This is a genomic window from Stenotrophomonas sp. CFBP8980, assembly GCF_034046095.1.
Taxonomy (GTDB): Bacteria; Pseudomonadota; Gammaproteobacteria; order Xanthomonadales; family Xanthomonadaceae; genus Stenotrophomonas; species Stenotrophomonas lacuserhaii.
Map to the genome: position 1 here is coordinate 687,109 of NZ_JAXCXF010000001.1, position 14,131 is coordinate 701,239.

15 protein-coding genes and 1 tRNA gene are annotated in these 14,131 nt (G+C 65.9%); 10 read left to right on the forward strand and 6 right to left on the reverse strand.

Annotation, left to right across the window (positions count from 1 at the left end):
- Positions 1-67 precede the first annotated feature (67 nt).
- Positions 68-143 (forward strand) — tRNA-Ile (locus SOM47_RS03050).
- Between the two features lie 31 nt (positions 144-174).
- On the opposite strand, the gene SOM47_RS03055 is transcribed toward SOM47_RS03050, so the two are convergent.
- From SOM47_RS03055 to SOM47_RS03070, 4 genes are all read right to left on the reverse strand, one after another.
- The gene (locus SOM47_RS03055) at positions 175-753 is read right to left on the reverse strand and encodes a GNAT family N-acetyltransferase (protein WP_320504723.1); all 579 of its coding nucleotides are present in this window, start codon (positions 751-753) and stop codon (positions 175-177) included.
- An 11-nt stretch (positions 754-764) separates the two neighbouring features.
- Positions 765-1,379 carry a hypothetical protein gene (locus tag SOM47_RS03060; RefSeq protein WP_320504724.1) on the reverse strand — a complete coding sequence of 205 codons (615 nt, stop codon included), beginning with the start codon at positions 1,377-1,379 and terminating at the stop codon, positions 765-767.
- Between the two features lie 386 nt (positions 1,380-1,765).
- Positions 1,766-2,539 carry an EAL domain-containing protein gene (locus tag SOM47_RS03065; RefSeq protein WP_320504725.1) on the reverse strand — a complete coding sequence of 258 codons (774 nt, stop codon included), beginning with the start codon at positions 2,537-2,539 and terminating at the stop codon, positions 1,766-1,768.
- 80 nt (positions 2,540-2,619) lie between these two features.
- Positions 2,620-3,399, reverse strand: a complete 780-nt coding sequence (locus tag SOM47_RS03070; protein WP_320504726.1) for a hypothetical protein — start codon at positions 3,397-3,399, stop codon at positions 2,620-2,622.
- Positions 3,400-3,451: 52 nt separating this feature from the next.
- On the opposite strand from SOM47_RS03070, the gene SOM47_RS03075 reads away from it, so the two are divergent.
- Positions 3,452-3,886 (forward strand): BLUF domain-containing protein, encoded by a 435-nt coding sequence (locus SOM47_RS03075; protein ID WP_320504727.1) that lies wholly within the window; start codon positions 3,452-3,454, stop codon positions 3,884-3,886.
- 21 nt (positions 3,887-3,907) lie between these two features.
- Here SOM47_RS03075 and treA read toward each other — a convergent pair whose 3' ends face one another.
- Positions 3,908-5,527, reverse strand: coding sequence for an alpha,alpha-trehalase TreA (gene treA / locus SOM47_RS03080; protein WP_320504728.1), 1,620 nt, complete (start codon positions 5,525-5,527; stop codon positions 3,908-3,910).
- Between the two features lie 352 nt (positions 5,528-5,879).
- On the opposite strand from treA, the gene SOM47_RS03085 reads away from it, so the two are divergent.
- The 5 genes from SOM47_RS03085 to SOM47_RS03105 all read left to right on the forward strand — a co-directional run bounded on the left by SOM47_RS03085 (position 5,880) and on the right by SOM47_RS03105 (position 10,559).
- A complete protein-coding gene (locus tag SOM47_RS03085; RefSeq protein WP_320504729.1) occupies positions 5,880-6,566 on the forward strand; it encodes a hypothetical protein in 687 nt (228 codons plus the stop codon).
- A gap of 251 nt (positions 6,567-6,817) precedes the next feature.
- Positions 6,818-7,459 carry a hypothetical protein gene (locus tag SOM47_RS03090; RefSeq protein WP_320504730.1) on the forward strand — a complete coding sequence of 214 codons (642 nt, stop codon included), beginning with the start codon at positions 6,818-6,820 and terminating at the stop codon, positions 7,457-7,459.
- Between the two features lie 318 nt (positions 7,460-7,777).
- Positions 7,778-8,488: a hypothetical protein gene (locus tag SOM47_RS03095; protein WP_320504731.1), complete on the forward strand. Its 711-nt coding sequence runs from the start codon at positions 7,778-7,780 to the stop codon at positions 8,486-8,488.
- Between the two features lie 188 nt (positions 8,489-8,676).
- Positions 8,677-9,438 carry a meso-2,3-butanediol dehydrogenase gene (gene budC / locus SOM47_RS03100; RefSeq protein WP_042614454.1) on the forward strand — a complete coding sequence of 254 codons (762 nt, stop codon included), beginning with the start codon at positions 8,677-8,679 and terminating at the stop codon, positions 9,436-9,438.
- Positions 9,439-9,611: 173 nt separating this feature from the next.
- Positions 9,612-10,559, forward strand: a complete 948-nt coding sequence (locus tag SOM47_RS03105) for an LAPAL motif-containing putative phage structural protein (protein WP_320504732.1) — start codon at positions 9,612-9,614, stop codon at positions 10,557-10,559.
- Positions 10,560-10,588: 29 nt separating this feature from the next.
- Here SOM47_RS03105 and SOM47_RS03110 read toward each other — a convergent pair whose 3' ends face one another.
- Positions 10,589-11,545: a LysR family transcriptional regulator gene (locus SOM47_RS03110; RefSeq protein WP_320504733.1), complete on the reverse strand. Its 957-nt coding sequence runs from the start codon at positions 11,543-11,545 to the stop codon at positions 10,589-10,591.
- Between the two features lie 164 nt (positions 11,546-11,709).
- On the opposite strand from SOM47_RS03110, the gene SOM47_RS03115 reads away from it, so the two are divergent.
- From SOM47_RS03115 to imuA, 3 genes are all read left to right on the forward strand, one after another.
- A complete protein-coding gene (locus SOM47_RS03115) occupies positions 11,710-12,831 on the forward strand; it encodes an MFS transporter (RefSeq protein WP_414715767.1) in 1,122 nt (373 codons plus the stop codon).
- A 66-nt stretch (positions 12,832-12,897) separates the two neighbouring features.
- Entirely contained in the window at positions 12,898-13,503 is a 606-nt protein-coding gene (lexA, locus tag SOM47_RS03120; protein WP_320504735.1) for a transcriptional repressor LexA, read from the forward strand.
- A gap of 1 nt (position 13,504) precedes the next feature.
- A complete protein-coding gene (gene imuA / locus SOM47_RS03125; protein ID WP_101101239.1) occupies positions 13,505-14,131 on the forward strand; it encodes a translesion DNA synthesis-associated protein ImuA in 627 nt (208 codons plus the stop codon).

Sequence of the window (14,131 nt, forward strand, 5' to 3'; positions counted from 1 at the left end):
GTGCGCGATGACGCACCGGTGTCTGGAGTACGGCCGCGGGCTTGCATTAGACTGGGCGGCCGCAAGCGGGCCTATAGCTCAACGGTTAGAGCAGAGGACTCATAATCCTTTGGTTCCAGGTTCGAATCCTGGTGGGCCCACCACACGGCGTCTCCTGCCTTCGCGGCGCGCCGCTCAGCAGCCCCGCGCGCTGGATAGATCCAGGATTCCCGCCTCCCGCCACGCTCCTTCCGGCCGCACGACACACAGCGCGGGGCTGTCCACGGTGATGGCGTCGATGGCGGGCATGAGATCCTTGATGACCTCCATGTACTCACGGTCCGAGTAATGGAAGCGTGGCCGGCCCTCGCGTGGCTGGAATCCGTAGCGCAGGTAGTACTGCGCCAGGCCGGGTTCGATGTGCAGCAAAATGTGCCGATACCCCTTGTCTTCGGCAAGCGAAAATGCCGACTGCAGCAGCGCTTGGCTGACCGTACCGCCCCGGAATCGCCGGCGCACCGCCACGCGTTCGACCTTGGCGAAATCGGCGAACCAGCGGACGCGCAGTACGCCCGCCGCTTCCTCGTCGAATGTCGCCAGCAGGTGGGTGGAGCCGGCCACGTCGTTTCCATCGAACTCTTCGCGAAGCGGACATTGCTGCTCTTCCACATAGACGATGGAGCGCACGGCAATGACCTCGGTGAGATCGTGCAGCGTACGCGCGATGCGGATGCTGATCGGTGGCGGTGTCGACATGTTGATCTGCTCGGTCATCATCACGGTAATCAAAGCCGGAAGCCCTGCAGTGGCGCATCCAGCGGCGGCAGCTCCATGTAACCCACGGGCCCGGCGGTGGGCTGGAAGCCGAACGAGGTCAAGACGCGCGCTCCGTCTGCGGTGACAGCGCGTGCGCACGCCACCAGTTGCCAGGTGAGCAGCGAATGGATGGCGGCCATGCCCTGTACCAGCGCTTTTGCACTGGTAGGCGACGATGCCGCGACGATCCAGGTATACGAAGCTGCAGCGGGCTGGTGCGGCTTCAGCAGCTCGTCCGGTGCAGGGTTGCGGGTATCCAGTGCGCCAGCGCGAAGTCGTGCCAGCGCCTCGGCGGACAGCGGCAGGGTGGCAAGCAGGCCGGTCACCTTTCCATGCGGCCGATGCACCAGTATCGCGGCCGGCGCCACGGCCTGCACTGCCGTAAAGGTGGCCGCCGAAGCGAGTGGCGCGTCCACCCGGCTGGAGGCCAAGGCCAGCCCGTCGACGATGTCCGTCGCGGACGCCTGCCGGAGGTCGAAGAGCGCGGCGACCTCGAGGATCGCGGTCGGGTTGCTACAGCGTCCACCCGGATCGGCGCTTTGCAGCAGAAGGTCCAGGGTGAGGGGCGGGCAGGGACTTGGCATGATCGAATCCTCGGGCGGCGAAGGGCGCATTGAGCTGCAGGCGTGCTGTCTGCTCGCGGCATCGGTCAACGCCGGAGGGTCGTGCCTGTCAGCTTCAGATCCTCCGGGATTGCAAGCGTTGAGAACCGTTGTTTCTCTCAATGGCCGGTAATCGGGCTGATGCACGGTGCATCTCCGGCATCCGTCGTGCACATATGAATCTTGATCGTCGCAAACAGCGCGATACATGTCTCGGAACGGCGCCCCGCGGGCGACCACGGTCGGCCTGGACACGACACTGGGTGATTAGCGGGAGCCTGGTCCACGGTGATGGCCAGGTTCTTTTGCAACTCCGGCCATGCAAACACGCGCTCTTGGCGGGTGTTGTCGCCAGTTCTTCGTTGGGGTTATCGACCCATGTCTGGCAGGGCAATGTCGGCCTCGCGCACGGCGCGCTCGAACTGCGGCCGACCGAACCAATAGCCCTGCATCAGGCGGATGCCGAGATCCGACAGACACTGCGCCTCGTCGCGGGTCTCTATGCCCTCGGCGATGACATCGATAGCCAACTGCGCGCACATGGAGACCACGCCCGCCACGATCGCGCGTCGTGCAGGGCTGTGGTCGATCCCGCGGATCAGCGCCATGTCCAACTTGACCAGGTCCGGCTGAAAGTCGGCCAGCAGGTTCAGGCCCGCAAACCCGGCCCCGAAATCATCGATCGCCGTCTTGAAGCCGATCCGCTTGTACTCGCTCAGGATCTCGGCCAGCCACTTGCCATCGCTGACCTTCTCTCCCTCGACGGTTTCAAAGATGATCCGCTCTACCGGAAAGCCATGCCGGGCCGCGGCCTGAAGCGTAGAGCGTATGCACACCTCTGGCCGATAGATCGCATTTGGCAGGAAGTTGATTGAAAGGTGTGATTCCAGATTCAACGACGCCGCGATCCGGATGGCTTTCTCACGACAGGCCTGGTCAAACGAATAACGGTTTTCCGCCGTGATACGTGACAGTACCGAGCTTGCCGGCTCGCCCGCCGGACCGCGCACCAGCGCTTCGTGCGCGAACACCCTGCGAGCCTGCACATCAACGATGGGCTGAAATGCATAACTGAAATCGAACTGCAACGGATCCGCGTCGCGGCATGAGCTGCATCCAACGCGCAGATCGGTGGGGGGCATGCGGTTGATTCCGTTCTCGGGTCGAGACAATGAGAATAGCCGACGCCCATCACGGTCATGTCGACGCCGACATCATTCAGTCAGCCTCCGCTGCTTGACCTGATCTGCGCGGTCAGCAGGCGGGTCAGGTTGCGGCGGGCAAAGTAACCCTGCAGCTGTCGTGCCTTGATGGTCATCGCTTTCAGCCGGGGTTGGGCGTCCGGCCGGTGCTCCACCCGGTAGCAACGCGATGCCCCACACAGCTCGGCCTGGCTGGCGGTGACCAGAATCACGGTAACCTCCAGGCTGGAGAAAGCAGCCTCGGTGGCGATGTCTGGGTTCTCCATGCTGGCGCGCTCGATCAGCGTGCGGAATCGTCCCAGGTCGCGTTCGCCGCCGCTGTTGAGTGCCCCTACGGTAGTCGCGCGGCGGACGTCATCGTCATCACCGGGAACAGCCTGGCGCCAGCGCTCCGTGCGTTCGGGAATGACAGCGCGAACGACCCTGCCGGTGGGCTCGATCAGGTCGATGACCACATCGAGCAGATAGACCGGTTCCAGCCCCAGGTTGGTCACGAAGCAATGCGCATCCAGGTCCTTCCCGGCGCCGGACGTGATCAGGATGGAAGGCCGCTGCTGGCGACGGTAACTGCGCAGGAAGAAACTGAGGTAGACGACCCAGATCAAGGCCGTCACGCAGGTCATGGCTGCGGTTATCAGGGGGGCGAAATGGAGAAGCTTTTGAAGCACGGTGAAGTTGATCCAGTGGAGCCGACGCATGCCAGCACGCTGGCGCACATCATCGCCCTTGAACAGCCTGCATCCTGTGAAGCGTCCACCAGCAGGGACGGGGCAGCATGCGCCTGCAGACGCGATCATCACGATTCTTTATTCAACTCCGGGCTAAGGTCTGTCTCCGCCACCGGAGAACGCCGTGCCGCTCCATGCCCTTGTTTATGCAAGCCAGATGGCTGCCGACCTTCCGGCCGGACGACTCGAAGGGCTCGTCCAGGATGCGGCGCGGTTCAATCAGTTGGCGGGAGTGACCGGGCTGCTCCTGTTCGATGGTGAACGCTTTCTGCAGTATCTGGAGGGCCCGCAGCAGGGCGTGCACGCGGCCTACGGGCGGGTGCTCGCCGCATCGAGCCATGTCGACATCCTGCAGCTCGCCGGGGGGCTGGTCGGGACGCGGCTATGTCCCTTCTGGTCCATGACGCGGGTGGACACGGAGCGACGGGACCTGGGAAAGGTGGCAGCGGCAGACTGGAACAGCTTCGTACGCCGGGGAACCGCGGTACGGCCTACGGCGGTCGACCATCTGGACCGTATCGTGGCGCGGCACCGGCAGGAAATGCGCACTCCGGGCTGAAGCGATCCGAGCCCGGACGCTTCAGCCATCCGCCTCGACGTCCGCCGCGCTTTCGCATTTCTGCTTCTTCGGCGCACACAGCCGATCCAACAGCGCCAGCGTGACCCCGTTGCTCCAGCCGAAGCCATCCTGAAGCGGATACTCGCCACCGCCGCCACCGCCGGCCGATCCATCCACCACGTACTTCTCCACCAGCTTCTGTTCGCGGTCGTACACCGATTGCACGGTGCGCAGGAAGCGTGTTCCCAGCTGCCGTGCCAGCCGGTCCTGGCCGTAGCGCTGCAGGCCATCCACCGCCACCCACTGCAGCGGTGCCCACCCATTGGGCGCGTCCCACTGCTGGCCGGTGGTCAGCGTGGTGGTCAACAGGCCTCCCTGTTTCACCAGCTGCGCCTCCACGGCAGCGGCCGTGCGTCGTGCCTGCGGCTTGCTGGCGACGTCCAGCCACAGCGGGAACAGCGCAGCAGCCGTGAGGGCAGGGCGGGTATGGCCGGTCTGCAGGTCGCGGTCCACGTACCAGCCCTGCGCCGGGTCCCACAGCTGGGTATTGATGGCGCGTTGGCGTGCCTGCGCCTGCCGCTTGAAGTCACGCCGTGCCCGCGTGTCCTTGGCCACGCCGCTGGCGTGGGCAAGCGTGCGTTCCAGGTGGAACAGCAGGCTGTTCAGATCCACCGGCAGGATGTCGGTGGTGCGGATGCTGGACAGCGCGGCCGGATCATCCAGCCAGCGCGAGCTGAAATCCCAGCCGGACTCCGCGCCCGCACGCAGGTCGCGGTAAACCTGCGATGGCGCGCGCTGCGGTGCCTGCGCCGCCGTGGCCAGGTCATCGGTCCAGGATTCGGTGCGTGGCACAGCGCGGGCATCGTAGTAGCGGTTCAAGACACTGCCATCGGCCAGCCTCACTACGCGCGCATGCGCCTGTCCCGGCGCCAGCCCGTCGGCACCGCTCATCCAGAATGCATGTTCCGCGCGTAGCTGGGGCAGGTAGCGCCGATACGCCTCATCGCCTTCGTGGGTGGCCAGCAGGTCCACCATCAGGCTGAAGAAGGGCGGCTGCGAACGGCTCAGGTAATAGCTGCGATTGCCATTGGGAATGTGGCCGTGGGTGTCGATCTGGTAGGCGAAGTTGTCCACCATGTCGCGCACCCGCTGCCACTGGTCGCTGGCCGCCAGCCCCAGCAGGGTGAAATAACTGTCCCAGTAATACACTTCGCGGAAGCGTCCGCCGGGCACCACGTAGGGCTTTGGCAGCGGCAGCAGGGAACCATTCGGATCCACCGTGCCGGTCTGGCGGGTCAGTACCGGCCACAGGCTTTCGATATGCGCGCGCAGGGTTTCGCCTGCGGGTGGCACGTAGGGCGCTGCGTCGCGGGGGATATCGAAGTTGTCGTTGACGAAGGCGTGCAGCGAAAAACCGGACTGGGTGTGCTCGCGCTGCCAGGCCTGCACGATCGCCTCGGGTGCGCGGCGTGGCACCGCATCGGCGAAGGTTTTCTGGTCCGGGAACAGGTGCGCACCCTGCACCTGCTGGAACAGCGGCTGCAGGCGCTGGTCCGGTGGTGTGGGGTCTGCGGCGTGTAGCGCCGTACTCCACACCATCGGGACCAGCAGCAGAGTGGCCAGGCAGTTGCGTGCGCGCATGTGAGAGCCTTGGGAGGAGCGTGGCCTCAACTCTAGTACAGCGGCGCGCGTCGGGCAGGTGATGGCCGTTGGTCGTGATTGTCTTTGTCTGTACAGTCCATCACAGGGAACCCCTCGAGGAAGCAGGTTGGCCATGGACAGCACAACGCCCCGGAACGCCCGTCGACTGCTGATCGGGGCCATTGTGGTGGTACTTGCGGCCATCGCCGCGCTGCTGTGGCCTGAGCGCCCGAAGGCACCTGAAGCAGCTGGCGCGGCCAGCGTCGACGCGGTGCCACCGAACGAGCCGCCGCCAGCCGCCGCCACCCCGTCCGACACGCCACCTGCGGTGGGTCAATCCGCGCAGGCACGCATGCTGGCGCTGCGCCGGGACGCCGCCGCCGGGATCCCGGCGGCGATGCGCGATCTCGCCGATGTGATGCAGCGCTGCGGATTCGGCAAGCTGCACGGCCCGCTGTTCGAAAAACATGTGGACGAGATGGCGGCTCAGATGAAGGCTGACCAGGTGCACCTGCTGCGTGCCGCTGCGGCGCGGCGGCAGGCGCAGTGCGAAACCATCCCGGGCACCTTTGACGAGCAGGTGCAGCAGCAGCGGCAGCTGTTGCAGGATGCAGCGGGCAAAGGCGACCTGTTGGCACGGCTGCGCCAGCGCACCCGTGCCTTTACCCAGCAGGCCAAGGCGGGGTTGCCGGATGATGCCGATGCGCTGATCGACGAAGCCTTGATGTCCAGCGATCCGCGCGCGCTGTTCGAGTTGGCTAGCCTGCATAACACGTCACCGGAACTGCTGGCCAAGGCCGGCATGCGTACCACCAGCAGCGATGGCGCTGCCTTGGTCCTGGTGGCTTGCGAGCGCGGCCTGGACTGTAGCGCGAGCTCTGAATTCGGCGATGATCTGTGCATTGCCAGTGCAATGTGCACGGAGGATCTCGATACAGTGGTGTTGAACGCCGCTGGTGCCGAGGGCAGGACGGAGGAGGTCCAGGCCCGCTTGCAATGGATGCGCACGATGCTCGACGAAGTGGATCGCGCGCGCTGAGCGTGGCACGGCGCTACCGGTTGCTGATCGGCTTGACCGCCGTGCTGCTTGCGGTCATCGCCGTCCTGCTGTGGCCCAGGCCTGCGGCGACGTCCGTAGTCCCTGCGGTTCCGGCTGCCGAAGCCGCTGTGCAGCGCAACGACAGGCCACGTCCCACGGCGCCACGCGAGATCCAGGTAGCGCCTGCCGAGTCCGGCGCAGAGCGCGTCCTGACGCTGCGTCGTGATGCTGCGGCCGGTGATCCAGTGGCGATGCGCGATCTCGCCGAGTTGATCCTGAACTGCGGCTTCGGCACCTCGCACGGAGCGGGACTGTGGTCGCAGGTCGATTTTCTGGCTGGGCGTATGAGGACGGATCACGTGCCGTTGCTGCGTGCTGCGGCCGCGCGACGTGGCGCGCAGTGCGAGAACCTTCCTGGGGAGCGCAAGGCGCTGGCGCTTGAGTACCGCCAGCTGCTGCAGGATGCAGCGAAGCAGGGGGATCTTTTGGCGCGCCTGCGGCAGCGCAGCCGCGCCTCGCATGCCCAGCGTGAAGCCGCGCTGCCTGACGATGACGCGGCGCTGGTCGAGGATGCGCTGATGTCGGATGATCCGCGGGCGCTGTATGAAATGGCGCATCTGTACACGCTGATGCCGCGTGCCCCCATGCAGGCAGGTGTCGGCTCCAGCCGGCATGACCACACCGCGTTGGTGCTGCTCGCCTGCGAGCGCGGCCTGGACTGCGGCGTGGGGTCTAACTATGCAGACGGTATATGTCTGAACAGTGGCGACTGTGCAGGAGGCTTGGATTCGCTTCTGTGGCGGGCGGCTGGCGCAGAAGGTGCCACGAAGGACGTGCAGGCCCGCATGCAGTGGCTGCGCACGCTGCTTGATGAAGTGGATCGCGCGCGCTGAGCTGCGTGGGGTGGGGCCGCCGAGCATGGCTCGGCGCTACCGCGGGTTACGGCTTTTGATCGGGCGGTGGTATCTGCCTTTGCTAGCATTGCGCGCGTACGACACCTGGAAAAAGGGCGCGCGAGCGTGGTGAAGCGCAGTGCAGGATCACGTTCAAGGGCAGGGTTGCTCGCTGCGCTGGTGTTGCTGGCGGCAGGTGGAGGATGGTTGTCGCGCGTAGGTGAGGGTGTGGGATCGACGCCCGTTGCTACTGCAGTTGGCGCACCACTCAGGCCTGTCGATTCGCATGACGCGCCATCTGGTCCTGAGGCATCCCAGGTGAACGGCGGGCTTTCAGATGTGCATCACCTGTGGGCGTTGAAGCAGGCTGCCGATCATGGCGACGCCGCGGCCATGCGCGAGATCGCGTTCACCAGTTCACGCTGTGCCGGCATGGGGCACAGCAGGCAGGGGATCCAGCACACTCTGGATAACGTATCGGCCAATCTGGCAACCCATTCCCCTGAGAGGGCCGCGGTGTACCGCAGCGCGGGACAGCGGCTGAAGGCGCAGTGTGATGTATTGGCCGGCTGGAGCAACGACCTGCGTGTGTTCGGAGCGGTGTGGCGGGACCGTGCTGCGGAGGCCGGCGATCTGACGGCTTCCATCCGCAAGGCGATGTATGACGCGCCGCGTGATCCGCAGGTGGCGGCGGCACTGCTGGACAGGGTGGTTGTCAGTGGCGATGCAGCAGCGACTGCGGAGATCGGCCTGCTGCTTCTCCGGGTGAGCAATGATGGGAAGTCATTGCCGGGATATGAAGGTCTGTCTTTCGACGTATTCGATTTCTACGCGATGCAGATGATTGCCTGCGAACGCGGTGTAGCCTGCGGCGTGGGGTCGGTGATGCTGGATGACATCTGCCTGGGTGGATTGGAGTGCACGACTGCCGATTTTCCTGCGTTGTTGTGGCACAGCGTTGAAGAGGATGGTGAGGCGCGTCAGCTCGAGCAGGCACTGAAGAAGATGCGCGGTTTGCTGCAGGGCTGAGGTGCCGCCGAGCATGTCTCGGCGCTACCAGGAGCAGATGCCGCCCGTTGCGGTCGGGGCCCATTCTCCCGGCACGATGCGGCCGTGGCGGCGTTCGTAGTGTCGTGCCGGGGTGAAGTGCGTCTCACCGTCAGGTCACTGCTGGTCTGCCATCGTGGGAAGCCTCTTTCAACGCAAGAGGACATGCCATGAACTTCAACGACAAGACCGTGATCGTCACCGGCGCAGGCTCCGGTATCGGCGCCGCTACCGCGCGCGCCTTCTCGCAGGCCGGCGCCAATGTCGTGCTCGCTGACCGCGACCATCCCGACGTGGCTGCGCTGGCCGACGGGCTTTCCGGTGATCGCACCCTGGTGCATGACGTGGATGTCAGCGACGAAGCGCAGGTGCAGGCACTGGTCGATGCCACAGTGAAGCGCTTTGGTGGGCTGGATGTCATTTTCAACAATGCGGGCATCCTGGTTGAAGGGCCGGCGGAGGAGACCTCCCTTGAAGACTGGAACCGTATCGTTGCGGTCAACCTGACCGGCGTGTTCCTGGGCTGCCGCGCGGCATTGCCGGAGCTGCGCAAGCGCAAGGGCTGCATCGTCAATACGGCATCGGTCTCCGGCTTGGCCGCCGATCGCAACATGCCGGCCTACAACGCGGTGAAGGGCGCGGTGGCGAACCTGACCCGTGCGCTGGCGATCGATAACGGTCGCCATGGAGTGCGCGTCAACGCGGTCTGCCCGACCTTCACCCGCACCTCGATGACGGCGGAAAAGGAAAAGGACAAGGCGCTGGTCAACAACTTCCTCAACCGCATCCCGATGGGTCGTCTGGGTGAGCCGGAAGACATCGCAAACGCGGTGCTGCTGCTGGCCAGCGAGCACGCTGGTTTCATCACCGGAGTCAACCTGCCGGTGGATGGTGGCGTGAGCGCGTCGAACGGGCAGCCGTTGTTCGAGTGAGCCAGCGCACGCGCATCCGGCCAGTGTCATCGGTGCAAGCAATTCTCTGAGGGTGTGACCAGCCTCCAGGATAGTGACTGTCGGCCACGCGGCCTGCAGCAGAGCCCGCTCGGGTTGCTACACTTCGCGCCGCAGGTACCACGCTGCGACGGAGCAACAGTCACGTGACAGATATGGCCCAGCACGCCCGCTTCCACCTTGTATATGACGGCCCTGCTCTCGTTCAGCACCAGATGGACGTGCGTGCGCTCGCTCCTGCGCTTCTGGCCATGGGGGACCTGGTCGAGCGCGCCAACGAGCTCTTCAACGGCAGCCATGCCAAGGTTTCCGTCAACGTGCATGCGTCGTTCAAGTCTGGCTCGTTCGGAATTGATCTGGAGTTGGCCCAGTCGCTGTGGCAGCGAGCACTGGATTTCGCCAACAGCAATCCGGTGACGGGCATATTGAGCATCGTCGGCCTGCTTGGGATCGGAAAGACCACCTGTATCGGCATGGTGCAGGCGATTGTCTGGTTGCGCGGCCGCGGGGTAAAGCGCATCGAGCCAATCAGCGATGGCGTGGTGCGTCTGTATGTTGATGAGGAGCATCTGGACGTAGAGGAGCGTGTCCTTCAGTTGCTGCAGGATTATCGTATCCGTCGCGCCCTCGAAGGTGTCATCGCCGACCCGCTGAGCAAGGAGGGAATCGACACGGTTGCCGTGGTCGATCAGAAGGCCCAGCAGGTATTGATTTCAATTGATCGCACGCAGGCGGCGTACTTCAAAGCGCCCAACCCGGAAGAAGAAACCCTGCAGACCGATGAATACGTCACCACGTTGCAGGTGCTCACCCTGGCCTTCCAGGATGGCAACAAATGGCGCTTCACCGAGGGCGGTGGCAACACCTACTTTGCCGTGGTGCTTGATGAGGAATTTTTGAGCCGAGTGCACCTGAATCAGGAACAGTTTGCCAAGGACGACATCATCAAGGCCCGCATCAAGCGCATCCAGCGCCTGACCACAGACGGATTGAAAGCCGATTACGAGGTGCTGGAAGTACTTGAGCACCGCAGCGCCTCGCCCAAGGTGCAGCTGCGCATGAATTTTGGAGGCAATGAGGAGCGCAAGCCCCCGGGGCCCTGATCCGCGCGGCCGGGTAGTCAGGGGTCAGTTCACCGGGCTTCCTGGCGCACCCGCATCCCTTCAATGCCCGGGATGCTTTCGCGTATCGCATCCAGGAACAGCTGCAGGCGTGCGGGCCGGTGGCGTCCGGCCGGGAACACCAGGTGTACCGGCAACGGCGCGGCTTCCCAACCGGGCAGCAGTTGCACCAGCCGCCCGCTGCGCAGCTCTTCGGTCATCATCCAGGCCGATCCGATGCCCACGCCGAGTTCATTGCAGACCGCCTGGTGCAGCACGAACAGGTTGTCGGTGAGCAGGCGGGGCTGGATCGCGATGCGCTCCTGGCCCTTGCCGATTCCGGCGCCCTGACAGCGCTGCAGCTGTACGCTTTCACGATAGAAATTGGTCAGGGACACCCACGGCAGCGTTGCCAGCGCGGCGGGCGTGGTGGGCAGCGGATCGGGCGCGATCGACGCGGCGCACACCACGATCCGGGGCACCTCGGCTACCTGCACGGCCACCACGTCCTGCTGTTCCAGCGGGCCTACGCGGATGGCGCAGTCGATGCCTTCGGCGACCAGGTCGGACAGGCCATCGTGCAGGCGCCATTCCAGGCTGATCTGCGGGTAGCGGCGCAGGAAGGCCAGCATCGGCGCCATCAGCTGGCCTTGCCCGAACGCATGCGGCACCAGCACGCGCAGGCGTCCACTGGGCTGCTGGGCGGCACCGCGCAGGTCCTGTTCGATGCCTTCCCAGCTTTCCAGCAGCTCACGCGCATGCTGCAGGCAGCGTTCGCCATCGTGGGTGAGCTGCATGCCATGGGTGGAGCGCTGCAGCAGGCGCAGGCCGAAATGCTTTTCCAATGCCTGCAGGCGGCGGCTGATGGTCGGCTGGGTGGTGCCCAGTTGTACGGCTGCGGCGGACAGGCTGCCGGCATCCACGATGCGCACGAAGGTGCGCAGCAGGTCGATGCGGTCTGCATTGGCGGGGGCGGAAGAATGGCTCATGCGCAGTACGTATGGGGCTGATGCGGCCGAGCCTACTACACCGGCCGCCCTGGCAGGAGGAAACTGCGCGCCATCACACCAACAAGGCTCCTCCCATGTCTACTGCGCATGACGCAACCCTGCCACTACCGCCGCCCGCCTTGCCCGGCCTGTTGGTTCCGGTCATGGCCGCCGGCGCTGGCTTCAGCGTGGCCTCGCTGTACTACGCCCAGCCGATGCTGGGCGCGATGGGGGCTTCGCTGGGTGCCAGCGACGCGTCCATCGGCCTGGTGCCGACCCTGACCCAGCTCGGCTATGCGGCCGGCATTGCGTTGCTGGCCCCGCTCGGTGACCGCTTCGAACGCCGGCGCATCATCCTGGTCAAATCATTGCTGCTGGGCGCAGCGCTGCTGGCCGCCGGCCTGGCTGGGCAGCTGCCCGGGGTGCTGCTGGCCAGCCTGCTGGTCGGCCTGATGGCCACCGTGGCGCAGGACGTGGTGCCCGCCGCCGCCACCCTGGCACCGCCGGAACACCGCGGTGCGCTGGTTGGCAAGGTCATGACCGGCCTGCTGCTGGGCATCCTGCTGTCACGCGTGGTCAGTGGCGTGGTGGCCGAACAGTTCGGCTGGCGCGCGATGTTCATCGCCGCCGCAGTGTCGGTGGTGCTGATGGGGCTGCTGCTGCGTGCCACGCTGCCGCGCTTTGCGCCCACCACCACGCTGGGTTATGGCGCGCTGCTGCGTTCAATGGGCGGGTTGTGGATGCAGTTGCCGCCGCTGCGCCGTGCGGTACTGGCCCAGGCACTGCTGGCAATGGGCTTCAGTGCGTTCTGGTCGACGCTGGCGTTGATGCTGCATGCCCGCTTCGGCATCGGCAGTGCGGGCGCCGGGGCATTCGGAATCGCCGGCGCGGCCGGTGCACTGGCCGCGCCGCTGGCCGGCCGTTTTTCCGACCGCATCGGTACCCAGCGGGTGGCCCGGCTGGCCATTGGCATCGCCCTGCTGGGCTTTGCCAGCCTGCTGCTGGATGGCCTGTTCCCGGTGTCGCTGCAGCTGGTGCTGCTGGCGGTGAGTGCGGTGATCTTCGACTTCGGTTTCCAGGCCGCACTGGTGTCACACCAGACGCTGGTCTACGGTCTGCAGCCGCAGGCGCGCAGCCGCCTGAATGCCCTGCTGTTCACCGGCGTGTTCGTGGGCATGGCCGCAGGCGGTGGCTTGGGCGCCATGGCGCTGGCCCAGGGGGGCTGGCATGCGGTGGTGCTGCTGGCCTGCGCGACCAGTGCATTGGCGCTGTGGGTGAGGCGGTAAAAAGCCGTTCTCGCTGAACATGGCCGAGGTCGCTTTTCTGAAAGCGGGGGTGTACAAATGTACACCATGGATCCCATCGACCTCCCTCCCCAACGTGCGGCCGTGCTGGCCTGGCTGCGCCAGTCACTGGCTTCGGGCCAGTCGCCCAGCCTGGCCGACATCGCCGCCGCCTTCGGTTTCGCTTCGCGCAATGCCGCGCAGAAGCATGTGCAGGCGCTGGTCGAAGCCGGCCTGCTGGACCAGGCGCCGGGCCGCAAGCGCGGGCTGGCCCTGCCCGGTGGCCCGACCGAGCTGCTGCCGCTGGCAGTGCTGGGCCGGGTGGCGGCCGGCCAGCCGATCGGCGCGGATATCGGCCTGGACCAGCAACTGTGGCTGGACCGGCGGATGTTCTCCCCGCGCCCGGATTACCTGCTGAAAGTGCAGGGCGATTCGATGATCGACGACGGCATCCTCGATGGTGACCTGGTCGGCGTGCACCGTACCCCCAGCGCCCGCGACGGCCAGACCGTGGTGGCGCGCATCGATGGCGAGCTCACCATCAAACGCCTGCAGCAGACCGCCGATGGCGTGCGCCTGCTGCCGCGCAATCCGGCGCATGCGCCGATCGTGGTCGAGGCCGGCCAGGACTTCGCAGTAGAAGGCGTTTACTGCGGTCTGGTCCGGCAGGGCTGAGATGAACACCGCGCCCGAACTGCAGCAGCTGCTGTCCGCCCAGACCCTCTGGCATGCGGGGCGGGGCAGTGCGAAGGAGGGTGTGGAAGGCCAGTCCACCGGGCATCCGGCACTGGATGGATTGCTGCCGCAGCGCGGCTGGCCGCGTCGCGCGCTGACCGAGCTGCTGCTGCCCGCCGATGGCGTGGGCGAACTGCAGCTGCTGCTGCCCACGCTGGCGCGGCTCAGCCAGGCTGGCGCGGCGGTGGCGGTGATCGCCCCGCCCTACCTGCCGTATGCACCGGCGTGGCAGGCGGCCGGGGTGTCGCTGCAGCATCTGCAGTTGATCGACGCGGCCCCGCGCGATGCGCTGTGGGCGTTCGAACAGTGCCTGCGCAGTGGCGCCTGCGCGGCAGTGCTGGGCTGGCCGAAACAGGCCGATGCCCAGGCGCTGCGCCGGCTGCAGGTGGCCGCAGATACCGGCCAGTGCCTCGGCTTTGCCCTGCGTGACCGCAAGCATGCGGCCAATCCATCGCCGGCCGCGCTGCGCCTGGAGGCGGTGCGTGACGGCCAGGCCACCCAGTGGCAGGTGCGCAAGTGCCGTGGCGGCCCTGCGCCGTCGCAGGCATTCGCGTTGAGGGCAGGGTGA

Coding starts and splice junctions, on each gene's coding strand:
- SOM47_RS03055 (WP_320504723.1), bottom strand. CDS start 753: ATGACCGAGCAGATCAACATGTCGACACCGCCACCGATCAGCATCCGC.
- SOM47_RS03060 (WP_320504724.1), bottom strand. CDS start 1,379: ATGCCAAGTCCCTGCCCGCCCCTCACCCTGGACCTTCTGCTGCAAAGC.
- SOM47_RS03065 (WP_320504725.1), bottom strand. CDS start 2,539: ATGCCCCCCACCGATCTGCGCGTTGGATGCAGCTCATGCCGCGACGCG.
- treA (WP_320504728.1), bottom strand. CDS start 5,527: ATGCGCGCACGCAACTGCCTGGCCACTCTGCTGCTGGTCCCGATGGTG.
- SOM47_RS03085 (WP_320504729.1), top strand. CDS start 5,880: ATGCTGGCGCTGCGCCGGGACGCCGCCGCCGGGATCCCGGCGGCGATG.
- SOM47_RS03090 (WP_320504730.1), top strand. CDS start 6,818: ATGCGCGATCTCGCCGAGTTGATCCTGAACTGCGGCTTCGGCACCTCG.
- budC (WP_042614454.1), top strand. CDS start 8,677: ATGAACTTCAACGACAAGACCGTGATCGTCACCGGCGCAGGCTCCGGT.
- SOM47_RS03105 (WP_320504732.1), top strand. CDS start 9,612: ATGGCCCAGCACGCCCGCTTCCACCTTGTATATGACGGCCCTGCTCTC.
- SOM47_RS03110 (WP_320504733.1), bottom strand. CDS start 11,545: ATGAGCCATTCTTCCGCCCCCGCCAATGCAGACCGCATCGACCTGCTG.
- SOM47_RS03115 (WP_414715767.1), top strand. CDS start 11,710: ATGGCCGCCGGCGCTGGCTTCAGCGTGGCCTCGCTGTACTACGCCCAG.
- lexA (WP_320504735.1), top strand. CDS start 12,898: ATGGATCCCATCGACCTCCCTCCCCAACGTGCGGCCGTGCTGGCCTGG.
- imuA (WP_101101239.1), top strand. CDS start 13,505: ATGAACACCGCGCCCGAACTGCAGCAGCTGCTGTCCGCCCAGACCCTC.